This window comes from Bacillus sp. ISL-51 (assembly GCF_018613535.1).
Taxonomy (GTDB): domain Bacteria; phylum Bacillota; class Bacilli; order Bacillales; family Bacillaceae; genus Bacillus.
The window spans coordinates 32,615-55,019 of record NZ_JAGGQB010000010.1 but is presented as its reverse complement, the minus strand read 5'-3'; the positions used below and the strand labels follow the sequence as shown (position 1 = coordinate 55,019).

Here is a 22,405-nt window from a genome sequence, read left to right as displayed (position 1 = left end):
AGTTAAGCTCTTCAGCGCCGATGGTAGTCGGGGGTTTCCCCCTGTGAGAGTAGGACGCCGCCAAGCAATCTTTGACCCAGCTCAGAATGAGCTGGGTTTTTATTTTTTGATCAAAAAACAATACAAACACCGAAATGCCGCAGACCCCATATACTAATTGTAAACTTCAAAAAGGTCTAAATTGTGTATACAACCATTAGCTTAGGGGAAGGCTATTCATACGGAGGTGGGCATGATGAATGAGACGTCCAGCCATGGAGAAACATGTATTGTGTGTGAAACCAAAAAAAGCAGAGGCATCCATATTTATACGAAATTTATATGTTTAGAGTGTGAGAAAAAAGTAGTTTCCACTTCAACCTCTGACCCGGATTATGAATTTTACGTCAGGAAACTGAAAAGCCTTCATACACCGACTTTATATTCCTAACCCTGAAAAGGGTCTTTTTTTTGCATAAATTTAAAGGGTTTCTTTCACTTTTTATAAAGGAACTGATACGATAAGAAGAGGAACTTGTTTAGAAATGGAATGTAATAGATAATACTGATAGAAGTGAATAAATAGGAGTCGATCATGTATGAAACCGTTTATTCAATTTATAAAATGGACCCTGGGCGGCAGTGCTGCGTTTGTTATCGTTGGGACATCAAGCTTTTTCATATGGCATCAGCCTTTTCTGCATTCGTTTTTATACGGAACGGCTGGCGGGGCGGTCGTTTGTGCAGGCGGCCTGTGGAATACAAAGCGCCTCTTTTTAAGAAAACATCAGCTGACAAGAAAAGAATATGCTTTCATCAAGGGAAATCTTGAAGAAGCAAAAGATAAAATCGTTCGTTTGCGTAAAGCATTATTTCGGTCTAAGAGTATTCAAATGCTGAAGCAAAATGCCGAGATACTGAGGATTGTCAGGCGGATATATATACTTACCAAACAAGAACCGAAGCGTTTTTATCAGGCAGAACGTTTCTATTATCAGACGCTCGATTCTGTGGTTGAATTAACAGAAAAATATGGCTTGCTATCATCACAGCCTAGGAAAAATAAAGATTTGTCCATGTCCTTGAGCGAAACGAGAATCACCCTTGCAGAGCTGACCAGGCGGCTGGAAGAGGACCTTTATGAAATCATGAAAGAAGACATAGATGAATTACACTTTGAATTAGATATAGCAAAGCATTCGCTGAGAAAATAAGAAAGGGGGAAGAAAATGGGCAAAGACCGTTCAGATGAAGTCAACGGTGAGAATGGTCAGGCGAATATTAGGCTTGCAGCTACAATGCATGATGGGAACAGAGAAGCAGCACTTCAGCTGGCAGAGAAATTAGATCCCAAGAATATGCAAAGCATTGTTTTATTTGGTTCACAAGCACAATCAAATCTCCTTGATTTTTCTCACACTATGATAGAGCATGTGCAAAGAAAAGATATCGGAGAGATTGGCCGCATATTAGGCGATCTGATGAAAAAGCTTGATCAAGTAAACCCTGACGACCTGCAAGAGAAGAAAAAAGGGTTTCTCGCCCGTATGTTCGGAAGGGTATCAAGCTCTGTGCAGGAAGTGCTTTCAAAATACCAAAAGACAAGTGTGCAGATTGACCGAATCAGCAAAAAACTGGAGCACTCTAAAAACACGCTGATGAGTGATAATAAGCTGTTAGAGCAGCTGTATAAACAAAATAAAGAATACTTTTCCGCACTAAATATGTATATAGCTGCGGGAGAGTTGAAATTAGAAGAGCTAAAAACAAAGATGATTCCTGATTTAACAAGAAAAGCGGAATCAAACGAACACAATCAAATGGCTGTGCAGGAAGTAAATGATCTTATTCAATTTACTGAGCGGTTAGATAAGAGAATTCATGATCTGCTGCTGAGCAGGCAGATTACGATTCAGAGCGCGCCGCAAATCCGTTTGATTCAAAACACCAATCAAGCGCTGGCAGAGAAAATCCAATCCTCAATCGTAACGGCGATTCCGCTATGGAAAAACCAAGTCGCCATCGCGTTAACGCTTTTAAAGCAGCGCAGTGCGGCAGATGCACAGAAGAAGGTTTCAGATACAACGAATGAATTGCTGCTGAAAAACGCCGAGCTTCTCAAGACCAATACGATTGAAACAGCAAAAGCCAATGAACGCGGCCTCGTCGAGGTAGACACACTCAAAAAGGTGCAGGAAAGCTTAATCAGTACACTGGAAGAAACGATATCCATTCAGGAAGAAGGAAGAATCAAACGCAGGCGGGCTGAGGAAGAGCTGGTAGTCATGGAAGGCGATTTAAAGGAAAAATTGCTGAATATGAAATCCGGCCGGGACAACAGCTAGCTGGCAAAAAGTCTTAGCTTTAAGTTGTATCACAGGCACGATATAATAAGTATGATAGTCAAAGGATTTGTTTGAAATGGAGACACCTTTATATACAGCGCTGATTGAGCATGCGCACAGAAATACGTATTCTTTTCATGTTCCGGGACATCACAATGGAGATGTCTTTTTTGATGAAGCTAAATCTGTTTATCAATCTCTTTTATCGATAGATATGACTGAGATCACGGGGCTTGATGATCTTCACCATCCGACGGGAGTGATAAAGGAAGCACAGGATTTGGTGAGCCGGCTCTATGGCTCACAGGAAAGTTTCTTTCTCGTCAATGGGTCGACAGCAGGCAATTTAGCTATGATTTTAGCGGTTTGTGAGCCGGGAAAGCCTATCCTGATCCAGCGGAATTGTCATAAGTCCGTATTTCATGCGGTGGCAATGGCTGGGGCTAAGCCGGTATATATAGCGCCGGAGGTTGATGAGGGCATGCACGTGCCGGCTCATGTGCCTCTTTCAGTAATTGAAGAAGCGTTAGCGGACTACCCGAATGCGAAAGGGCTTGTCCTTACCAATCCCACTTATTATGGGCATTCTGCCGATCTGACGGCAGCAATCAAAAAAGCCCATTCATATGGGATTCCTGTTCTTGTTGATGAGGCGCATGGCGCTCACTTTGTGTTAGGTGAACCGTTTCCGCCATCGTCATTGGCAATGGGAGCTGATGCCGTCGTTCAGTCCGCTCACAAAACTCTTCCGGCCATGACGATGGGGTCTTACTTTCATTTGAACAGCGGCCGGGTTGACAGAGACAGACTGGTATATTATTTAAGCAGTTTGCAAAGCAGCAGCCCCTCATATCCGATTATGGCGACTTTAGATACGGCCCGCGCTTATGTGCAGGACATCGCTGAGAACGGGACACTGCCTGCTCATTTACAGCACATTGACCAAATTAAACAAACGTTTGCTTCAATTCCTTATATTGAAGTGATCCATCCATCAGGAAATGGGCTGCGGCCGGACCCTTTAAAGCTGACGCTTCGCTCGAAGCTCGGACATTCGGGCTATTCGTTGCAAAGGATATTGGAAAGCTCCGGGGTTTTTGTTGAACTGGCTGATGAATATCAGATTTTGCTCGTATTGCCGCTAGGCGGCCGGAGAGAGGTAGAACCGGAAACCGTAAGAAACATACATCAAAAGCTGGAGAATACACTGCCTGATAAACGGCAGGAAGCTGTTAAATGGACATTTCCATCCATCACTACACTCGATTATCCAAAAAGCGAGATCAGCCGATTCAAAAAAGAATTTGTTGAAATGGATAAGGCAGCCGGACGCTTACATGCAGCGGATATCATTCCATATCCGCCGGGGATTCCGCTTATCATGGACGGAGAAAGAATAACAGAAAAAAGCATACAGAAGCTATCTCGTTTAATCGGCATGAATGCGCATATTCAAGGCTGGTCGAAGGAGAAACAATTACTTGTTTATATAGAAGAGGAGAAATCATGAGCGGTTTATTTATTACATTCGAAGGACCTGAAGGAGCGGGAAAAACGACAGTGCTTCAGGCAATAAAAGAACTCCTATCAACAAAGGGGCTGCCCGTAACGGCGACAAGAGAACCGGGGGGTATCGAAATTGCCGAACAAATCCGGGAAGTCATTTTAAATAAAAACAACACGTTAATGGATTCTAAGACGGAGGCTTTGCTCTATGCGGCTGCAAGAAGACAGCATTTAGTCGAAAAAGTTCAGCCCGCTTTGGAAGAGGGCCGTATTGTTCTGTGCGATCGCTTCATAGACAGCTCGCTGGCTTATCAAGGCTATGCCAGAGGGCTTGGCATTGATGAGGTCCTTTCCATCAATCAATTTGCAATCGGCGGTACCATGCCGGACATCACCATCTATTTTTCCATTGAGCCGGAGGAAGGACTGAAACGGATTAAGGCAAATCAGTCACGGGAAAAGAACCGTCTTGACCTTGAGGCTTTACACTTTCACACTCAAGTAAGAGAAGGATACCAAAAGGTGATGGAGCGTTTTCCGGAAAGATTCCATTCAATTGATGCTTCTCAGACAAAGGATCGCGTCATCCAGGACGTACTGAATGTGATAAATGAAGCACTGAAAAAAATTCAGTTGTGACCTGATTCTCATTAGTTGATATAATAAATGTAACTACACAATGTTGTTTCCAACCTAAAGGGGGCCTTTAAGATGAAATTAATAGTGGCAGTGGTACAGGATCAGGACAGCAACAGACTTTTGAAAGTATTAACGGACCACAATTTCAGGGTGACGAAGCTTGCGACGACAGGCGGCTTTCTTAAATCAGGCAATACAACGTTTATGATTGGGGTGGAAGATATCCGTGTCAATAAAGCGCTTAGCCTCATTAAAGAGAATGGCTGTAAACGCGACCAGATGATTGCTCCGGTATCCCCGATGGGCGGGAATGCAGATTCCTACGTCCCTTATCCTGTCGAAGTGGAAGTCGGCGGAGCGACGGTATTTGTCCTTCCGGTCGATGAATTTCATCAATTTTAAGGATATGAAGCTGTGAAAATAAATTCTGACTTACGTACATTTATAGAGAAAAAGCAGCAGCCTGCCTTCAAATCTGCAGAGCTGTCCGGAACGTTCAAAAGCTCAATGGACAGCCAAAACAGCAAGCTGAAATTTGACCAGCTGAGCAGGTTCTTAACGGATATAGAAACATTCGGTAAAAGATTGACGAAGTCGAGGAACTTCAAAGACTTAGCGAAATTTAAAGGATTGGTAAAACGCTTTGTAAAAGAGGCCGTTGACAGCGGTTTATCGCACGAAACGGCGAAAAGCTTTGACCTTTACGGAAACAGCAGAACGCTGGGGCTTGTGAAAGAAATAGATGAAAAACTGCTTCAGCTGACTGAAGAGATGTTAGATCAGGGAAAACCGGCAATTGATTTGCTGGATCGAATTGGAGAAATAAAAGGTTTATTGATTAACCTTTACACATAGAGAGTGATACAATGGAAATATCATGGAAGGAAATGACCGAGCAGCAGCCAAGAGTGATGAGGCTTTTGCACAATAGCATAGAAAAGAAAAGGCTTTCTCATGCTTATCTGTTTGAAGGAAAAAAAGGAACGGGCAAACTGGATGCCGCATTGCTTCTAGCAAAAAGCTTTTTTTGCCTTGAAGACGGGACTGAGCCTTGCGGGGAGTGCCGGAACTGTAAGCGTATTGATTCCGGAAACCATCCTGATCTGCATCTGGTTCAGCCCGACGGGTTATCCATCAAAAAGGCTCAAATCCAATCGCTTCAGGAGGAGTTCTCTAAAACAGGGCTGGAATCGCACAAAAAACTGTACATTGTATCCCATGCGGATCAAATGACAACAAACGCAGCCAACAGTCTGTTGAAATTTTTAGAGGAGCCTAATCAAGACACCATCGCAATTCTTATCACTGAGCAGCTGCACAGAATGCTGGATACGATCGTTTCGAGATGCCAGGTTCTTCCGTTTCAGCCGCTGCAGCCGAAAGCAATAGAAGAAAGACTCGCTCAGCAGGAAGTGGCGCCTCATATGGCAAGACTTTTAGCGAATATGACGAATAATATAGCAGAAGCAGTCGAATTAAGTCGAAATGATGAGTTTGCAGAGTCCAGAGCGAAAGTGATAAAATTGTATGAAGTCTTACATCAGCGGAAAGGACATGCCTTTTTCTTCATTCAGGATCAGTGGGTGCCCTTTTTCAAAGAAAAAACCCATCAAGAAATGGGTCTTGATATGCTCTTATTGATTTACCGTGATGTACTATCCATCCAAATTGGAAATGAAGATAAACTGATTTATCAAGACTTATTCCAATCAATAAAACAGCATGCGCTGCAATCTACACAACAAAGCGTTACGAACCAAATTCTCGCTGTTTTAGAAGCAAAAAAACGGCTTCATTCCAATGTGAATGTGCAGGGATTAATGGAGCACTTGGTGTTAACGTTGCAGGAGGGATAAGCTTGTACAACGTAATTGGCGTCCGCTTTAAAAAAGCGGGGAAAATTTATTATTTTGATCCGAACGGATTTGATATAGAACAAGACAGCTGCGTCATTGTCGAAACCGTCCGAGGTGTCGAGTATGGACAGGTTGTCATCGCAAATAAACAAGTGGACGAGCATGATGTTGTGCTCCCGCTTCGGAAAGTCATACGCGTCGCAGATGAGCGCGATCTTCTCATTGTAGAAGAAAACAAACAAGAGGCGTTATCCGCTTTTGAAATCTGCCAGAAGAAAGTGGCCGACCACGGCTTAGATATGAAATTGGTTGATGTAGAGTTCACATTTGACCGCAATAAAGTGATTTTTTACTTTACGGCTGACGGCCGGGTCGATTTCAGGGAACTCGTAAAAGACTTGGCATCTATCTTTAAAACAAGAATAGAATTGCGCCAGATCGGGGTAAGAGATGAGGCGAAAATGCTCGGCGGCATCGGTCCGTGCGGGAGAATGCTTTGCTGCTCTACGTTCCTCGGTGATTTTGAACCGGTATCCATCAAGATGGCGAAGGATCAAAACTTATCACTGAACCCAACGAAAATTTCCGGTCTCTGCGGACGTCTGATGTGCTGTTTAAAATACGAGAATGATGAGTATGAGACAGCAAAAGAACAGCTGCCGGATTTAGGCGAAATGATTACGACGGCAAACGGCCCTGCAAAGGTTGTCGGTCTTAATATTCTGGAACGGGTGCTTCAGGTGGAACTGAAGAACCGTGAAAAAGTGATAGAATATACTTGGGAAGAGCTCCTGGAAGAGGGCGTCGTATCCGCACAAACCACAGATTAACGAGGTGTGGAACCTTGGATAAAAAAGAGTTATTTGATACAGTCATTAACCTGGAGGAACAAATCGGTTCGCTGTACCGTCAGCTGGGTGACTTAAAGCAGCATATCGGCGAAATGATTGAAGAGAATCACCATTTGCAGCTTGAGAACAAACATTTGCGCAAACGGCTTGACGACACGACAGAGCAAATAGAGAAATTCAAAGCCGATCAGAAAGAAACAAAAACACAGAAGACAGAGCAAACGGATATAGGAGAAGGGTACGATAATCTGGCCCGGCTGTATCAAGAAGGCTTTCATATTTGCAACGTCCACTATGGAAGCGTCCGCAAGGGAGATTGTCTTTTTTGTCTGTCATTCTTAAATAAAAAATAAGGAAAAGGCTTCCGCTGATGTCGGAAGCCTTTTTCAAAGAGCGCCGAAAGGATAAGATTATGGTTTCATTACGTGATGATGAAAGATTGGATTATTTATTAGCTGAAGATATGAAAATTGTGCAAAGCCCGACTGTATTTGCTTTTTCATTAGATGCCGTGCTGTTATCGAAATTTGCATACGTTCCGATACAAAAAGGAAAAATGGTTGATCTATGTACGGGGAACGGAATTGTGCCGCTTTTGCTCAGTACGAGATCAAAGGCAGATATCATCGGGGTGGAAATTCAGGAGCGTCTATATGATATGGCACTCCGAAGCGTGGGATACAACGGATTGGAAAATCAGATCAGCCTCATTCATGATGATCTGAAAAATATGCCGGAAAGACTCGGGCATAATAAATATGATGTAGTCACTTGCAATCCGCCCTATTTTAAAACACCGAAACAGGCTGAGCAAAACTTGAACGAACATCTTAGAATCGCAAGGCATGAAATTCATTGTACGCTCGAAGATGTGATTTCTGTCAGCAGCAAGCTCTTGAAGCAGGGCGGCAAAGCGGCTCTTGTTCATCGGCCTGGAAGGTTATTGGAAATTTTCGAACTGATGAAAACTTATCATATTGAACCGAAGCGGGTCCAGTTTATTTATCCGAAACAAGGAAAAGAAGCGAATACCATTTTGGTAGAAGGCATTAAAGGCGGGCGTCCCGATTTGAAAATTCTTCCTCCGCTGTTTGTGTATGATGAAAATAATGAATATACGAAAGAGATCCGCACGATTTTGTATGGAGACAAATAATCATTTCTTTTATGTGCTGCTGTGTAATGACAACAGTCTGTATGCCGGCTATACAAATGACTTGCAAAAACGCCTGAAAACGCACAACGACGGGAAGGGCGCAAAGTACACGAGAGCAAGAAGGCCGGTGACATTATTCCATTCGGAATCATTTGAAACAAAACGGGAAGCGATGCAGGCGGAGTATCGCTTTAAGAGACTGACCCGAAAGAAAAAAGAACAATATATAGAAGAAAAACAAAAGCAGCAAGGAGGCTGTATATGTTACGACGCCAGATGAGTTTTAACGGAAAGTCTGATATGGGGATTCTTTACCTTGTTCCTACACCGATAGGAAACTTGGAAGACATGACATTTCGTGCGGTGGACACTCTGAAATCGGTCGATGTCATTGCTGCCGAAGATACGAGACAGACGAAAAAACTGTGTCATGTCTATGAGATAGAGACTTCTCTCGTCAGTTATCACGAACATAATAAAGAAAGCAGCGGCCATAAAATCATGGAATGGCTGAAATCCGGTAAGAATGTCGCGCTTGTCAGCGATGCGGGAATGCCCACAATATCTGACCCGGGGGCTGAGATCGTAAGAGATTTTACCCGGATCGGCGGATATGTCGTTCCGCTTCCGGGAGCCAATGCAGCGTTAACTGCGCTCACAGCATCGGGCATTATGCCGCAGCCTTTTTTCTTTTACGGATTCTTAAACAGACAGAAAAAAGAAAAGAAGAAAGAGCTCGAAATCCTTAAAAAGCGGCAGGAAACGATGATTTTCTATGAAGCGCCGCATAGATTGAAAGAAACATTAACTGCGATGCATGCCGTTCTGGGAAATAGAGAAATCGCCGTAACAAGGGAATTAACGAAAAAATACGAGGAATTTATAAGAGGGACGATCGCGGAGGTCATTAAATGGGCGAATGAAGATCAAATTCGCGGCGAATTCTGTCTCGTTGTCGAAGGCAATCAAGCGGCTGAACCGGATGAGGAAGAGAAGCCGTGGTGGGAAGATCTTTCTGAAAAGGAACATGTGGAACATTACATGAATGAAGGAGCTTCTTCTAAAGAGGCCATTAAACAAACCGCAGTTGATCGGAACGTGCCGAAGCGGGAGATCTATGATGCGTATCACATTAAATAACGAAAAAAACCGTTCTTGTGTCGTAACAAGAACGGTTTTTGTATAAAGAGCTTATTTTTGGTTTTGAAGCTGGTTTTGAATTTCAGAGATGATTTGCTCAGCGCCTTCTTTGCTAAGCACCAACTTACCGCCGGCAAGTTTAAGGTTATCATCAGAAACTTCACCAGTTACTTGGCAAGTCATGTTTGGTTTATATTTTTTAAGGATGATTTTTTCATCATCAACATAAATTTCAAGAGCGTCTTTTTCTGCGATGCCAAGTGTACGGCGAAGTTCGATAGGAATAACTACGCGTCCAAGTTCATCAACTTTACGTACGATACCAGTAGATTTCATTAACAGTCTCCTCCCGAGAGATAATTATTTGTAAATTATAATTTTCTTCGTCATTATTCGACAAATTCCTTACATTCCTAGCATATCAAGGTTTCCAATAATCGTCAATCATTTTGTTTGCTATTGTTTGTAAGAATTAGTTCTTATAGTAAGTAAAGCCTTGGAAATCTTGAAATAACGGGCTTTTTAACCGCTTTAACCAACCTATTATCCTACTAAAATTCCTTTTAAATCAAGACTTTCGAACCAAGGTGTTTTATCTTAGTAGATTATATACGACAAAATTCGACATGTTAAGACTTTTTTTAATTTCAATAAAAATTTTTAATTTTATTTATTCTTTTAAACCCCGCACGTATATATCCTTGATCTTAAAGGCTAAGATGGTATCATAGATAGAGGACAAATATCAATATTGTATATTAAATAAAAACCGCTCTCGTCCTTTGGGCGTGAGCTTTTCGACATTCTGATTGGGAGGTTGCAACATGCCGCAAGAAAATAATACTTTTTATATTACGACTCCGATTTATTATCCGAGCGGAAAATTACATATCGGACATGCGTATACCACTGTTGCCGGTGATGCAATGGCGCGATACAAGCGTTTGAAGGGCTTCGATGTGCGCTATTTAACCGGAACGGATGAACACGGGCAAAAAATTCAGCAGAAAGCAGAGGAGGAGAACATCACTCCTCAGGCATATGTAGACCGTGCGGCTGCTGAGATACAAAAACTATGGAAGCAGCTCGACATTTCTCACGATGATTTTATCCGGACAACGGAAAGCCGGCATAAAGAGATTATTGAAAAAGTGTTTCAACAGCTTCTTGATAATGGCGATATTTACCTGGATGAATATGAGGGTTGGTACAGTATTCCGGATGAAACGTTTTATACAGAAACACAGCTTGTAGATGTGGAACGAAATGACAAGGGCGAGGTTATCGGCGGCAAAAGCCCGGACAGCGGCCACCCTGTAGAATTAATCAAAGAGGAATCATATTTCTTCCGCATGGGCAAATATGCAGATCGTCTGCTTAAGTTTTATGAGGAGAATCCTTCCTTTATCCAGCCGGAATCACGTAAAAATGAAATGATTAACAACTTCATTAAGCCGGGTCTTGAGGATTTAGCCGTTTCCAGAACAACGTTTGACTGGGGCGTAAAAGTTCCTGGAAATCCGAAGCATGTCGTATATGTATGGATTGACGCGCTGTTCAACTATATTACAGCGCTCGGATACGATACGAAAAATGATGAGCTGTACAAAAAATACTGGCCGGCTGACGTTCATCTTGTTGGTAAGGAAATTGTCCGCTTCCATACAATTTACTGGCCGATTATGCTGATGGCATTGGATCTGCCGCTGCCTAAGCAAGTTTTCGCGCACGGCTGGCTGCTGATGAAAGACGGTAAAATGTCGAAATCAAAAGGTAATGTCGTTGATCCCGTGACGTTAATCGAACGATACGGCTTAGATGAGCTGCGCTATTACCTTCTTCGTGAAGTGCCGTTCGGTTCAGACGGCGTCTTTACTCCGGAAGGCTTCGTAGAGCGGATCAATTATGACTTGGCAAATGACTTAGGAAACCTCTTAAATCGTACAGTCGCAATGATTAATAAATATTTTGACGGCCAGATCGGATCTTATGATGGAAACGTCACCGATTTCGACCGGGAGCTTTCTGCAGTAGCAGAAGAAACAGTGAAATCTTATGAAAGTGCAATGGAAAACATGGAGTTTTCAGTAGCATTGTCAACATTATGGCAGTTAATCAGCCGGACAAATAAATACATTGATGAAACAGCTCCGTGGGTTCTTGCAAAAGATCAGGAAAAAGAAAAAGAATTGCAATCCGTGATGTACCACTTAGCTGAGTCATTGCGTATTTCAGCAGTGCTGCTTCAGCCTTTCTTGACGAAAACGCCTGAAAAAATGTTTGCCCAGCTCGGTATAGAAGATCAGTCTCTTAAAGCATGGGAGAGCATTACAGCATTTGGCCAATTAAAGAATACGAAAGTGCAAAAAGGTGAGCCGTTGTTCCCTCGTCTTGAAGCAGAAGAAGAAGTGGCTTACATCAAACAAAAAATGCAAGGGACAGCTCCTGCGAAAGAAGAAAAGACAGAAGAGCCGCAGGAGGTTGACCGTCTTCCTGAAATAACAATTGATCAATTTATGGACACAGAGCTTCGAGTGGCAGAAGTCTTGTCCGCAGAACCGGTGAAAAAAGCAGATCGGTTGCTGAAATTGCAAATTGATCTCGGTTTTGAAAAGCGCCAGGTTGTATCTGGAATCGCAAAACATTATACACCGGAGCAGCTTGTCGGAATGAAGATCATTTGTGTAACTAATTTAAAACCGGTAAAACTGAGAGGTGAGCTTTCTCAAGGAATGATACTTGCTGGAGAATCGGATGGTGTTCTCAAAGTCGTATCGGTTGACCAGTCATTACCAAAAGGCACAAGAATTAAATAAACAGGTACAAAAGGTGTTTCACGTGTAACATTCCGTCGAACACCTTTTGTTTTTCAACAAGAAAGGAGTTTTTTTGATGCTATTTGATACCCATGCACACTTAAACGCCGAGCAATTCGACACAGATCTGGAAGAGGTAATCGAACGTGCAAAGTCTGAACAGGTTGAACGGATAGTAGTAGTCGGATTCGACAGACCGACAATCACTCGGGCAATGGAACTGATTGAGGAATACGACTTTATTTATGCCGCTGTCGGCTGGCACCCTGTAGATGCTATTGATATGACAGATGAAGATTTAGCTTGGATAAAAGAACTGTCTTCTCATGAAAAAGTGGTGGCAATCGGAGAAATGGGACTCGATTATCACTGGGATAAATCACCGAAAGATATTCAAAAAGAAGTGTTCAAAAAGCAAATTGCCCTTGCGAAGGAAGTGGATCTTCCCATCATCATTCATAACCGCGATGCGACTGAGGATGTCGTAACGATTCTGAAGGAGGAAGGTGCTGAACAGGTCGGCGGAATTATGCACTGCTTTACGGGAAGTGCAGAAGTTGCACAGCAATGTATGGATATGAATTTCTATATTTCATTCGGCGGTCCGGTTACCTTTAAAAACGCGAAGAAGCCGAAAGAGGTGGCAAAGGAAATTCCGAATGATCGTTTGCTGATTGAAACGGATTGTCCTTTCTTAACGCCGCATCCTTTCCGAGGCAAACGAAATGAGCCGAGCTATGTGAAATATGTCGCAGAGCAGCTCGCGGAATTAAAAGGGATGACGTATGAAGAAATTGCTTCCATTACAACGGAAAATGCAAAAAGACTTTTCCGCATGAACTGACAGGATGTGCTGTCGTAATCTGTAAAGGCTTGTCCGATTCAGAGGATATGTCAAACAGTTCTACAAGCTTCCTTCTTCTCATAGGATAGGTTGTCGATATGTCTCTCTTTCTTTTTTTGCTGCGTTTTTGCATAATGAGGAATACGCTGAAGGTTTTTGATCTTCAAGATGGGAGGGTTGACAGCATTTTCGATACTCTATATAATCTCTCCGAGGAGAAGGAGGCGTTTTTCATCACACAAAAAATGAAAAAACTGTTTTCCGTAAAGCTTGGAAAAAGTAAGGTCATTCTCATCGCTGCTTTTCTGCTGTTGACAGGAACCGGGACTGCGTACGGAGCTCATGAGCTCTCAAAACAATCAGTCTCAATTTCGATTAATGGCAAGAAACAACATATACGCACACATGCGAGAACCGTCGGGGAACTTCTGGAAACTTTGGATATAAAGACAAGAGATGAAGATCAAGTCACCCCGTCTAAGCAAACGAAACTGACAGACAACATGAATGTCGTGTATGAAGCTGCAAAACAGATCCGGCTTACAAGAGGCGGAGAGGAAAAGACTTTATGGTCAACGGCAAAAACAGTCGGCGCATTTTTAAACGAACAACATACACCTGTGAATCAACACGATAGAATAGATCCAGCCGCAAATACAGCAGTCGAAAACGGCATGAAAGTCACGATAGATCCGGCTTTTCAGGTCACTGTAAATGATGCAGGCAAGAAGAAGAAAATATGGACGACTTCGACTACGGTCGCTGACTTTTTAAAACAGCATAAGATGAACACGAAAGACGAAGATAAAGTAAAGCCGGCGTTAGATCAAAAATTGACGAAAGATAAAGCTGGCATACAGATTACTCGTATCGAAAAAGTCACCGATGTAGTTGAAGAAAAAATAGCGTATCATGTGAAAGAAAAAGAAGACGCGTCTCTCGAGAGAGGGAAAGAAAAGATCGTTCAAAAAGGAAAAGAAGGCAAGCTCAAAAAACATTTTCATGTTGTGAAAGAAAATGGAAAAGAAGTATCGAGAAAGCTCGTCAAAGAAGAAACATCTGCAAAAAGCAAAGATCAAATCATCGCTGTCGGCACAAAACAGCACAGTCCCAAGATTGAGCAGCTAAGTGCACCAAGCAGGGCGGATTCAAGCCAAAATGAATCATCCGGTAAAGTGCTTACCGTGTCTTCCACTGCTTATACCGCAAGCTGCAGCGGCTGTTCCGGCCATACGGCTACAGGCGTTAACCTGACGAGCAATCCGAATGCCAAAGTCATCGCGGTAGACCCAAGCGTTATTCCGCTCGGCACTAAAGTCCACGTAGACGGATACGGGGATGCAGTGGCCGCTGATACAGGGTCAGCCATTAAAGGTAAACGGATTGATGTCTTTTTCCCGGAAAAGTCTTCAGCTTACCGTTGGGGAAAGAAACAAGTCACCATTAAAATTTTAAATTGATGACGATTCATTCAGAGGGTTTTGCGCCCTCTGTTTTTTTCGTTATAATAGATAAAGTGTATTTTCAGTAAATTAGACGACAAACATAAGGAATAGTTTCGTCTTGGATATAAAAAGTTTTCTTTGGAGGAAGTAATGAAAATTAAAGAAATAATTGTAGTCGAGGGACGTGATGACACTGCGCGCATTAAACTTGCCGTTGATGCGGACACGATCGAGACGAACGGATCAGCAATCGGAGACCAAGTCATCAAGCAGATTCGGTTAGCGCAGGAGACAAGAGGCGTCATTATTTTGACGGATCCGGATTTTCCGGGTGAAAAAATCCGCAAAACGATCTCGGAAGCGGTGCCCGGCTGTAAACACGCATTTCTGCCCAAACATCTTGCCAAGCCCAAAAATAAGCGCGGCATTGGCGTTGAGCATGCATCCATAGAGAGTATCAGAGCGTGTCTGGAAAACGTGCACGAAGAGATGGAGGCAAAGCCGAGTGAGATTTCTGCTGAAGATTTAATACAGGCCGGGCTTATCGGCGGCGCGGCGGCAAAAAAACGCCGCGAACGTTTGGGCGATATGCTGAAGATCGGCTATACAAACGGCAAACAGCTTCAAAAGCGGCTGCAAATGTTTCAAATTAAAAGAAGTGATTTTATAGACGCGCTCGATGCTATGATGCAGGAGGAACAGAATGAACAATAAAGATATAGCGACACCTATCAGAACGAAGGAAATCCTGAAAAAGTACGGTTTCTCTTTTAAAAAGAGCCTGGGACAGAATTTCTTAATTGATACAAATATATTGGACAGAATCGTGGATCATGCCGAAATTACTGATCGGACCGGAGTCATTGAAATAGGCCCGGGTATCGGCGCGCTGACAGAGCAGCTTGCCAAACGGGCGAAAAAGGTCGTCGCTTTTGAAATTGATCAGCGCCTCCTGCCCATTCTTAATGATACTTTGTCTCCGTATGATAACGTAACGATCATTCATCAGGATGTTCTGAAGGCGGACGTCAAGTCCGTCATTGAAGAGCAATTCCAAGACTGCGATGAAATCATGGTGACGGCAAATCTTCCGTATTACGTCACCACACCGATCATTATGAAGCTCTTAGAGGAACATCTCCCTCTGAAAGGGATTGTCGTGATGCTTCAAAAAGAGGTGGCAGAGCGTATGGCCGCTGATCCGTCTTCTAAGGAATACGGATCGCTTTCAATCGCGGTTCAGTTTTATACGGAGGCTAAAACCGTAATGACGGTGCCGAAAACGGTGTTTGTGCCTCAGCCTAATGTCGATTCCGCAGTCATCAGGCTGCTGCTTCGTGACGGCCCGGCCGTTGATGTCGAGAATGAAGCGTTTTTCTTTCAGCTGATTAAAGCAAGCTTTGCCCAGCGCCGTAAAACACTGCTGAACAACCTTGTAAATAATCTTCCTAGCGGAAAAGAGAAAAAATCACAAATTGAAGAAGTCCTTCAAGAAACAAACATTGACGGAAAACGCCGCGGCGAAGCCTTATCTATTGAAGAGTTTGCAGCGCTGTCCAACGGATTGTATAAAGCCCTTTTCTAAGAGGGCTTTTTGTTTTGCGTCACCACTTGGACTGCCGCCACATAGGCTAGAGAAGAACCTTATTCATTCAACTGCAAGAAAAGCTTGAAGCTTCAAGCGCCGCAGCGGAGAGAGGTGCTTTTCATAAAGCTTTCTTTCATGATGAGGCTTAGTCTATTTGTGGAGTGGGTAACGTGCAATTTCAAATAGGGGATATGGTAGCCAGAAAATCCTATCGAATGGATGTTTTATTTCGCATTATTGGTATAGAGCAAACAAGCAAAGGAAATTCAATTGCTATCCTGCATGGTGACGAAGTCAGATTGATTGCGGATGCTGATTTTTCTGATTTGGAGCCTGTGAGAAAAGACGAACAGGTGATGAGAAAACAGAAAGATGAAAGCAGGATGAATGAATCTCTCGAGCTGCTCCGCCAGGATTATAAGCTGCTTCGGGAAAAGCAGGAATATTACGCGACGAACCAATACCAGCATCAGGAGCACTACTTTCATATGCCGGGCAAGGTATTGCATCTGGATGGCGATGAAGCATATTTGAAAAAGTGCCTGAATGTTTATAAAAAAATCGGGGTGCCGGTCTACGGGATTCATTGCCATGAGAAAAAAATGTCGGCATCGATTGATGAATTGCTCGACAAATACCGACCTGACATTTTAGTTATTACGGGTCATGACGCTTATTCTAAGCATAAAGGCGGTATTAACGATTTAAGTGCGTACAGACACTCAAAGCACTTTGTCGACACCGTTCATAAAGCGAGAAAAAAGGTGCCTCATTTGGATCAGCTGGTGATTTTTGCGGGCGCCTGCCAATCCCATTTCGAATCTTTGATCAGAGCGGGCGCGAATTTTGCAAGCTCGCCGTCGCGCGTGAATATCCATGCGCTTGATCCGGTGTACATTGTCGCAAAAATCAGCTTTACTCCGTTTATGGAACGGATCAATGTTTGGGATGTCCTGAGAAATACACTCACAAGGGAAAAAGGAATGGGAGGGATTGAAACGAAGGGCGTACTGAGAGTCGGTATGCCGTATAAATCAAATTAACAAGAGAAAAACCCGCATATGGTTCGATATGCGGGTTAATTATTTTACATATTGATACATAAATTACCGGAACTTGTGAAAAATAACGTAGAATCAATAGAATTTTGTCAAAATAATTTTGTTGACAATAGCTTATTAACGTTGATATAATTTAAATTTTATTTGACAAAATTGGGCTCTTGTTGTACAATAAATGTAGTGAGGTGGATGCAATGGCGAAGACGTTGTCCGACATAAAAAGATCGCTTGATGGAAATTTAGGTAAACGGCTTACGTTAAAAGCAAACGGTGGCCGCCGAAAAACGATTGAGCGTTCGGGCATTTTAGCTGAGACGTACCCTGCTGTTTTTGTGATACAACTAGATCAAGACGAGAATTCGTTTGAAAGAGTTTCATACAGTTATGCTGATATTCTGACTGAGACTGTTGAATTAACATTTAATGATGATGCGGCAAGCTCAGTAGCATTTTAATGGGCAGTGAACTTTTGTTTACTGCTTTTTGTTTTGCCTTCAATCTGCTCTTCTAATTATTCCCTCGAAAGTTTCTGCCGATTAAAACGGAAGCTATAGATGTCACATGTTTTATCGTGGCGTGCACGAATGGTAACCAATTTCTATAAAAGGGGTTGTTTCGTTTGGGCAGACGTCGTGGAGTTATGTCAGATGAGTTCAAATATGAGCTGGCTAAAGATCTTGGTTTTTACGATACGGTAAAAAATGAAGGATGGGGAGGCATTCGTGCACGTGATGCCGGTAATATGGTAAAGCGCGCAATCGAAATTGCCGAACAGCAGATGGCGGCTCAGAACCAAAATAACCGATAATGCAGTGGCCCGGGGGACGATCCGTTCCCCGGTTTTTATATATGACTGTCAGGGAATTGCGTCATTTTCGGATAAGTACCTCCTGATCTCCAAATGTGATACAATGTTCATACTTATGTTTAGATGGAGAAGTAGGTGAAAGCTATGCGTATTTTAGAAAAAGCGCCGGCCAAAATCAATCTGTCCCTCGATGTTACGAACAAACGCCCGGATGGTTATCATGAAGTGGAAATGATCATGACGACAATTGATTTGGCAGATCGGATTGAACTGACAGAACTGCCTGAAAACACAATAAAGGTTGCATCACACAACCGCTTTGTTCCCGATGATCAAAGAAATTTGGCTTATCAGGCAGCAAAACTGCTTAAAGAAAGATACAAAGTCAAAAAGGGCGTTTCCATTATGATCACGAAGGTGATTCCGGTAGCGGCAGGACTTGCCGGAGGAAGCAGCGATGCGGCGGCCACGCTCAGAGGACTGAACAAGCTTTGGGATTTAAAGCTTTCCGTCGAAGAGCTTGCGGAGCTCGGAGCTGAAATCGGTTCAGACGTATCCTTTTGCGTGTACGGAGGCACAGCACTCGCAACAGGACGCGGAGAGAAGATTAAACATATCAGCGCGCCGCCTCATTGCTGGGTCGTTCTGGCAAAGCCTACGATCGGAGTATCGACAGCTGAAGTTTACCGGCGGTTAAACTTACAACAGGTTCGTCATCCCGATGTGCAGGCCATGATCGATGCAATTGAAGAAAAAAGCTACCAAAAGGTATGCGGGCAGTTAGGAAACGTATTGGAGTCTGTTACGCTCAACCTGCATCCCGAGGTCGCCATGATTAAAAATCAAATGAAACGCTTCGGCGCTGATGCAGTGTTAATGAGCGGCAGCGGACCGACTGTATTCGGATTGGTTCAATACGAATCAAAGGTGCAGCGGATTTATAACGGGTTAAGAGGTTTCTGTGATCAGGTTTACGCAGTGAGGATGATCGGCGAACAGAATGCTCTTGATTAAATCCGTATATTAAGTTATATTATTTTTAAATTATTCGGATTTTGGGGGTAAGTTCATGAAGTTTCGTCGCAGCGGCAGATTGGTGGACTTAACAAATTATTTGTTAACCCATCCGCATGAATTAATACCGTTGACGTTTTTCTCAGAACGGTATCAATCAGCAAAGTCATCAATCAGTGAAGATTTAACGATTATTAAACAAACCTTTGAACAGCAAGGCATTGGGACGTTGCTTACAGTGCCGGGAGCTGCCGGAGGCGTCAAATACATCCCGAAAGTGAAGCAGGCTGAAGCTGAAGAGTTTATACAGGAGCTGGGACAGTCATTAGTGAATCCTGAGCGTATCCTTCCGGGCGGTTATGTATATTTAACGGATATCTTAGGCAAACCTTCTGTCCTGTCGAATGTAGGCAAGCTGTTTGCTTCCGTCTTTGCGGACCGGGAAATTGATGTGGTGATGACCGTTGCGACAAAAGGTATCCCTCTTGCTTACGCAGCGGCCAGTTATCTTAATGTACCCGTAGTGATTGTGCGAAAAGATAATAAAGTGACGGAAGGCTCTACAGTGAGCATCAATTATGTGTCAGGGTCGTCTAACCGCATTCAGACGATGTCATTGGCGAAAAGAAGTTTGAAAACGGGTTCAAATGTATTAATCATCGATGACTTTATGAAAGCCGGCGGAACGATTACCGGCATGATTAACCTGCTCGATGAATTTAATGCGAACGTGGCGGGGATAGGCGTCTTAGTTGAAGCTGAGGGAGTGAACGAACGGCTTGTCGACGAATATATGTCACTGCTCACTCTTTCAACCATTAACATGAAAGACAAAACAATTGAGATTCAAAACGGCAATTTTCTGCGATTTTTTAAAGAACAGCATTTAAAGAATGGGGAGACAGAAAAATGACAAAAGCGATCCACACGAAATACGCGCCGGCGGCAATCGGGCCATATTCACAAGGAATAATCGTAAATAACATGTTTTACAGTTCAGGCCAAATTCCTCTTACTGCGGAGGGAGAAATGGTAAACGGTGATATCAAAGAGCAAACGCGTCAAGTGTTCAGCAATTTAAAGGCTGTTTTGAAAGAAGCAGGCGCTTCTCTTGAGACGGTTGTAAAAGCAACGGTGTTTATTGCTGATATGGAGCAGTTTGCGGATGTGAATGAAGTGTACGGACAATATTTTGATGTACATAAGCCGGCAAGGTCTTGTGTGGAAGTTGCAAGACTGCCGAAAGACGCTCTCGTTGAAATCGAAGTCATCGCGTTAGTGAAATAATTATTGTTAGAAAGTGGTTCCGGGTTCCGGAATCATTTTTTTTATGCAGTATATGATTTCCAAAAATGTTTTATCACCTATTTGTGTATGTATATCCTATATTTTCAAAAAAACTTTTCGGAACATGCAGGATTTTAAAAAGAATCGTGGAATTGTTAGACTAATGCTTTTATATAGGGAAAAGGTGGTGAACTACTGTGGAAGTTACTGACGTAAGATTACGCCGCGTGAATACCGATGGTCGCATGAGAGCGATTGCATCCATCACGCTGGATCACGAATTTGTCGTACATGATATTCGTGTGATTGATGGAAACAATGGTCTTTTCGTTGCGATGCCGAGTAAACGCACCCCTGATGGAGAATTCCGCGATATTGCTCATCCTATTAATTCCAGCACGCGGGGCAAGATCCAGGATGCTGTTTTAAATGAGTACCATCGTTTGGGTGACTCTGAAGCATTAGAATATGAAGAAGCTGGAGCTTCTTAAAAATAACAAAATGCAGGACTGCTGATAAAGGCTGACAAACGGCCTTTTCCGGCAGTCCTTTTTTATATCTGATTTTTCAAATATAAAGCGATTACATAGAAAATTCTTGCACTTTATGATGTCTCCTTGAAATCAACAGCTATTTAGGATATATTTTTCTATGGATAAAAGGGATATTGGAGGCCATTAAATGGATAAGCGGTTTGCAGTCATTTTAGCTGCCGGACAAGGAACGAGAATGAAATCGAAACTTTACAAAGTCCTTCATCCGGTATGCGGAAAGCCTATGGTAGAGCACGTTGCTGACGAAGCTCTGAAATTATCTTTAGCGAAGCTTGTCACCATTGTAGGACACGGCGCCGAAGATGTGAAAAAGCAGCTCGGACACAAAAGCGATTATGCCCTCCAAGCAGAACAGCTCGGAACGGCTCACGCTGTAAAACAGGCAAAGTCATTTCTTCATGGTGAAAAAGGCGTCACGATCGTCATTTGCGGCGATACTCCTCTTCTGACGGCGGAGACAATGGAAGCCATGCTGAAGGAACATACAAAAAAAGGTGCAAAAGCCACGGTCTTGACAGCCGTTGCCGATGACCCGGCCGGATACGGCAGAATCATTCGCAATGAAAACGGCGCCGTTCAAAAAATCGTGGAGCATAAAGATGCTTCGGAGCAAGAACGTCTTGTGAAAGAAATCAACACGGGAACGTACTGTTTTGATAACGAGGCTCTTTTTCGTGTTATTGAGCAGGTTTCGAATGAAAACGCCCAAGGCGAGTATTATCTGCCGGATGTCATCGAAATCCTGAAAAACGAAGGCGAAACTGTTGCCGCTTACCAGACTGGTAACTTCCAAGAGACGCTCGGAGTGAATGATAGAGTCGCTCTTTCTCAGGCTGAAATGTATATGAAAGAGCGGATCAACAAACGGCATATGCAAAACGGAGTCACTTTAATTGATCCGATGAATACTTACATCTCAGCTGAAGCCATCATCGGACAAGATACAGTTATATATCCCGGAACTGTTTTGAATGGACAAGTTGAAATCGGTGAAGAATGTGTCATCGGCCCTCATACTGAGGTAGAGGACAGCTCAATCGGCAGCCGCACATTGATTAAACAGTCCGTTGTCAATCGAAGCAAAGTTGGGAATGATGTCAACATCGGACCATTTGCTCACATCAGACCTGATTCGGCAATTGGTAATGAAGTGAAGATCGGAAACTTTGTGGAAATCAAGAAAACACAATTCGGCGACCGAAGCAAGGCGTCCCATTTAAGCTACGTCGGTGATGCTGAAGTAGGCGAGGATGTAAATCTCGGCTGCGGCTCCATCACGGTCAATTATGATGGGAAGAAGAAGTATTTAACGAAAATTGAAGACAGCGCTTTTATAGGCTGCAACTCCAATTTGGTTGCTCCTGTTACTGTAGGAGAAGGCGCGTACGTCGCTGCGGGCTCAACCGTAACAGAAGATGTACCGGGCGAAGCGCTTGCTATCGCCAGAGCGAGACAAGTCAACAAAGAAGATTATGTGAAAAATATTCATAAAAAATAATCCTAAAATCGGAGGTTT

General features: G+C 43.2%; 26 protein-coding genes and 1 pseudogene. 26 read left to right on the top strand and 1 reads right to left on the bottom strand.

All coding sequences use genetic code 11. The annotated features are described in order from the left end of the window. The first annotated feature begins 235 nt into the window (after window positions 1–235). The 13 genes and pseudogenes from J7E26_RS14330 (at window position 236) to rsmI (ending at window position 9,472) form a co-directional block, all read left to right on the top strand. A complete protein-coding gene (locus tag J7E26_RS14330) occupies window positions 236–430 on the top strand; it encodes a sigma factor G inhibitor Gin (protein WP_061521534.1) in 195 nt (64 codons plus the stop codon). A gap of 148 nt (window positions 431–578) precedes the next feature. Further along, a complete protein-coding gene (locus J7E26_RS14325; protein ID WP_214804039.1) occupies window positions 579–1,193 on the top strand; it encodes a 5-bromo-4-chloroindolyl phosphate hydrolysis family protein in 615 nt (204 codons plus the stop codon). A 15-nt stretch (window positions 1,194–1,208) separates the two neighbouring features. Further along, window positions 1,209–2,324: a toxic anion resistance protein gene (locus tag J7E26_RS14320; RefSeq protein WP_214804040.1), complete on the top strand. Its 1,116-nt coding sequence runs from the start codon at window positions 1,209–1,211 to the stop codon at window positions 2,322–2,324. A gap of 76 nt (window positions 2,325–2,400) precedes the next feature. Next, complete coding sequence (locus tag J7E26_RS14315; protein WP_214804041.1) at window positions 2,401–3,834, top strand: aminotransferase class I/II-fold pyridoxal phosphate-dependent enzyme; 1,434 nt, start codon at window positions 2,401–2,403, stop codon at window positions 3,832–3,834. Further along, entirely contained in the window at window positions 3,831–4,469 is a 639-nt protein-coding gene (tmk, locus tag J7E26_RS14310) for a dTMP kinase (RefSeq protein WP_214804042.1), read from the top strand. Before J7E26_RS14315 ends, tmk begins: the two co-directional genes overlap by 4 nt. A 72-nt stretch (window positions 4,470–4,541) precedes the next feature. After that, entirely contained in the window at window positions 4,542–4,871 is a 330-nt protein-coding gene (darA, locus tag J7E26_RS14305) for a cyclic di-AMP receptor DarA (RefSeq protein ID WP_061521539.1), read from the top strand. Window positions 4,872–4,883: 12 nt separating this feature from the next. Further along, a complete protein-coding gene (locus tag J7E26_RS14300) occupies window positions 4,884–5,324 on the top strand; it encodes a YaaR family protein (protein ID WP_214804043.1) in 441 nt (146 codons plus the stop codon). An 11-nt stretch (window positions 5,325–5,335) separates the two neighbouring features. Beyond that, window positions 5,336–6,325 carry a DNA polymerase III subunit delta' gene (gene holB, locus J7E26_RS14295; RefSeq protein WP_214804044.1) on the top strand — a complete coding sequence of 330 codons (990 nt, stop codon included), beginning with the start codon at window positions 5,336–5,338 and terminating at the stop codon, window positions 6,323–6,325. Between the two features lie 2 nt (window positions 6,326–6,327). Continuing rightward, complete coding sequence (gene ricT / locus J7E26_RS14290; protein ID WP_013350747.1) at window positions 6,328–7,155, top strand: competence/sporulation regulator complex protein RicT; 828 nt, start codon at window positions 6,328–6,330, stop codon at window positions 7,153–7,155. A 14-nt stretch (window positions 7,156–7,169) separates the two neighbouring features. Continuing rightward, on the top strand, window positions 7,170–7,529 hold the full coding sequence (gene yabA, locus J7E26_RS14285; RefSeq protein WP_214804045.1) for a DNA replication initiation control protein YabA: 360 nt from the start codon (window positions 7,170–7,172) through the stop codon (window positions 7,527–7,529). Window positions 7,530–7,588: 59 nt separating this feature from the next. Beyond that, window positions 7,589–8,332, top strand: a complete 744-nt coding sequence (locus J7E26_RS14280) for a tRNA1(Val) (adenine(37)-N6)-methyltransferase (RefSeq protein WP_214804046.1) — start codon at window positions 7,589–7,591, stop codon at window positions 8,330–8,332. Beyond that, window positions 8,319–8,619 (top strand): annotated as a pseudogene (locus J7E26_RS14275) (GIY-YIG nuclease family protein). The gene J7E26_RS14280 and the pseudogene J7E26_RS14275 overlap by 14 nt, the downstream one beginning before the upstream one ends. After that, window positions 8,594–9,472, top strand: a complete 879-nt coding sequence (gene rsmI / locus J7E26_RS14270) for a 16S rRNA (cytidine(1402)-2'-O)-methyltransferase (RefSeq protein WP_214804048.1) — start codon at window positions 8,594–8,596, stop codon at window positions 9,470–9,472. The pseudogene J7E26_RS14275 and the gene rsmI overlap by 26 nt, the downstream one beginning before the upstream one ends. 51 nt (window positions 9,473–9,523) lie before the next feature. Here rsmI and abrB read toward each other — a convergent pair whose 3' ends face one another. Beyond that, a complete protein-coding gene (abrB, locus tag J7E26_RS14265; protein ID WP_169510469.1) occupies window positions 9,524–9,814 on the bottom strand; it encodes a transition state genes transcriptional regulator AbrB in 291 nt (96 codons plus the stop codon). Between the two features lie 482 nt (window positions 9,815–10,296). Between abrB and metG the strand changes: the two genes are divergently transcribed. From metG to glmU, 13 genes are all read left to right on the top strand, one after another. Beyond that, on the top strand, window positions 10,297–12,288 hold the full coding sequence (metG, locus tag J7E26_RS14260; protein ID WP_214804049.1) for a methionine--tRNA ligase: 1,992 nt from the start codon (window positions 10,297–10,299) through the stop codon (window positions 12,286–12,288). A gap of 76 nt (window positions 12,289–12,364) precedes the next feature. Continuing rightward, entirely contained in the window at window positions 12,365–13,132 is a 768-nt protein-coding gene (locus J7E26_RS14255; RefSeq protein WP_214804050.1) for a TatD family hydrolase, read from the top strand. A gap of 134 nt (window positions 13,133–13,266) precedes the next feature. Further along, complete coding sequence (locus J7E26_RS14250; protein WP_214804083.1) at window positions 13,267–14,592, top strand: resuscitation-promoting factor; 1,326 nt, start codon at window positions 13,267–13,269, stop codon at window positions 14,590–14,592. A 135-nt stretch (window positions 14,593–14,727) separates the two neighbouring features. Further along, the gene (rnmV, locus tag J7E26_RS14245) at window positions 14,728–15,291 is read left to right on the top strand and encodes a ribonuclease M5 (protein WP_214804051.1); all 564 of its coding nucleotides are present in this window, start codon (window positions 14,728–14,730) and stop codon (window positions 15,289–15,291) included. Continuing rightward, a complete protein-coding gene (gene rsmA, locus J7E26_RS14240; RefSeq protein ID WP_214804052.1) occupies window positions 15,281–16,162 on the top strand; it encodes a 16S rRNA (adenine(1518)-N(6)/adenine(1519)-N(6))-dimethyltransferase RsmA in 882 nt (293 codons plus the stop codon). The genes rnmV and rsmA overlap by 11 nt, the downstream gene beginning before the upstream one ends. A 173-nt stretch (window positions 16,163–16,335) precedes the next feature. Next, window positions 16,336–17,208: a sporulation peptidase YabG gene (yabG, locus tag J7E26_RS14235; RefSeq protein ID WP_214804053.1), complete on the top strand. Its 873-nt coding sequence runs from the start codon at window positions 16,336–16,338 to the stop codon at window positions 17,206–17,208. A gap of 212 nt (window positions 17,209–17,420) precedes the next feature. Beyond that, window positions 17,421–17,681, top strand: a complete 261-nt coding sequence (veg, locus tag J7E26_RS14230) for a biofilm formation stimulator Veg (RefSeq protein WP_024123616.1) — start codon at window positions 17,421–17,423, stop codon at window positions 17,679–17,681. Window positions 17,682–17,845: 164 nt separating this feature from the next. Then, window positions 17,846–18,034, top strand: coding sequence for a small, acid-soluble spore protein, alpha/beta type (locus J7E26_RS14225; protein ID WP_011996172.1), 189 nt, complete (start codon window positions 17,846–17,848; stop codon window positions 18,032–18,034). Between the two features lie 144 nt (window positions 18,035–18,178). Next, on the top strand, window positions 18,179–19,048 hold the full coding sequence (gene ispE / locus J7E26_RS14220; RefSeq protein ID WP_214804084.1) for a 4-(cytidine 5'-diphospho)-2-C-methyl-D-erythritol kinase: 870 nt from the start codon (window positions 18,179–18,181) through the stop codon (window positions 19,046–19,048). A 55-nt stretch (window positions 19,049–19,103) separates the two neighbouring features. Then, the gene (gene purR, locus J7E26_RS14215; protein WP_214804054.1) at window positions 19,104–19,961 is read left to right on the top strand and encodes a pur operon repressor; all 858 of its coding nucleotides are present in this window, start codon (window positions 19,104–19,106) and stop codon (window positions 19,959–19,961) included. After that, the gene (ridA, locus tag J7E26_RS14210; protein ID WP_214804055.1) at window positions 19,958–20,335 is read left to right on the top strand and encodes a 2-iminobutanoate/2-iminopropanoate deaminase; all 378 of its coding nucleotides are present in this window, start codon (window positions 19,958–19,960) and stop codon (window positions 20,333–20,335) included. The genes purR and ridA overlap by 4 nt, the downstream gene beginning before the upstream one ends. A 197-nt stretch (window positions 20,336–20,532) precedes the next feature. Beyond that, window positions 20,533–20,826, top strand: a complete 294-nt coding sequence (gene spoVG, locus J7E26_RS14205) for a septation regulator SpoVG (protein ID WP_004264660.1) — start codon at window positions 20,533–20,535, stop codon at window positions 20,824–20,826. A 190-nt stretch (window positions 20,827–21,016) separates the two neighbouring features. Next, on the top strand, window positions 21,017–22,387 hold the full coding sequence (gene glmU, locus J7E26_RS14200) for a bifunctional UDP-N-acetylglucosamine diphosphorylase/glucosamine-1-phosphate N-acetyltransferase GlmU (protein WP_214804056.1): 1,371 nt from the start codon (window positions 21,017–21,019) through the stop codon (window positions 22,385–22,387). The last annotated feature ends 18 nt before the right edge of the window (window positions 22,388–22,405 follow it).

Bases quoted from the DNA above. Each gene is read 5' to 3' on its own strand.
- J7E26_RS14325 (WP_214804039.1), top strand. From the start codon at position 579: ATGAAACCGTTTATTCAATTTATAAAATGGACCCTGGGCGGCAGTGCT.
- metG (WP_214804049.1), top strand. From the start codon at position 10,297: ATGCCGCAAGAAAATAATACTTTTTATATTACGACTCCGATTTATTAT.
- tmk (WP_214804042.1), top strand. From the start codon at position 3,831: ATGAGCGGTTTATTTATTACATTCGAAGGACCTGAAGGAGCGGGAAAA.
- J7E26_RS14255 (WP_214804050.1), top strand. From the start codon at position 12,365: ATGCTATTTGATACCCATGCACACTTAAACGCCGAGCAATTCGACACA.
- rsmI (WP_214804048.1), top strand. From the start codon at position 8,594: ATGTTACGACGCCAGATGAGTTTTAACGGAAAGTCTGATATGGGGATT.
- darA (WP_061521539.1), top strand. From the start codon at position 4,542: ATGAAATTAATAGTGGCAGTGGTACAGGATCAGGACAGCAACAGACTT.
- rnmV (WP_214804051.1), top strand. From the start codon at position 14,728: ATGAAAATTAAAGAAATAATTGTAGTCGAGGGACGTGATGACACTGCG.
- veg (WP_024123616.1), top strand. From the start codon at position 17,421: ATGGCGAAGACGTTGTCCGACATAAAAAGATCGCTTGATGGAAATTTA.
- holB (WP_214804044.1), top strand. From the start codon at position 5,336: ATGGAAATATCATGGAAGGAAATGACCGAGCAGCAGCCAAGAGTGATG.
- glmU (WP_214804056.1), top strand. From the start codon at position 21,017: ATGGATAAGCGGTTTGCAGTCATTTTAGCTGCCGGACAAGGAACGAGA.
- J7E26_RS14315 (WP_214804041.1), top strand. From the start codon at position 2,401: ATGGAGACACCTTTATATACAGCGCTGATTGAGCATGCGCACAGAAAT.
- J7E26_RS14330 (WP_061521534.1), top strand. From the start codon at position 236: ATGAATGAGACGTCCAGCCATGGAGAAACATGTATTGTGTGTGAAACC.
- ispE (WP_214804084.1), top strand. From the start codon at position 18,179: ATGCGTATTTTAGAAAAAGCGCCGGCCAAAATCAATCTGTCCCTCGAT.
- J7E26_RS14320 (WP_214804040.1), top strand. From the start codon at position 1,209: ATGGGCAAAGACCGTTCAGATGAAGTCAACGGTGAGAATGGTCAGGCG.
- J7E26_RS14250 (WP_214804083.1), top strand. From the start codon at position 13,267: ATGAGGAATACGCTGAAGGTTTTTGATCTTCAAGATGGGAGGGTTGAC.
- J7E26_RS14280 (WP_214804046.1), top strand. From the start codon at position 7,589: ATGGTTTCATTACGTGATGATGAAAGATTGGATTATTTATTAGCTGAA.
- purR (WP_214804054.1), top strand. From the start codon at position 19,104: ATGAAGTTTCGTCGCAGCGGCAGATTGGTGGACTTAACAAATTATTTG.
- ridA (WP_214804055.1), top strand. From the start codon at position 19,958: ATGACAAAAGCGATCCACACGAAATACGCGCCGGCGGCAATCGGGCCA.
- rsmA (WP_214804052.1), top strand. From the start codon at position 15,281: ATGAACAATAAAGATATAGCGACACCTATCAGAACGAAGGAAATCCTG.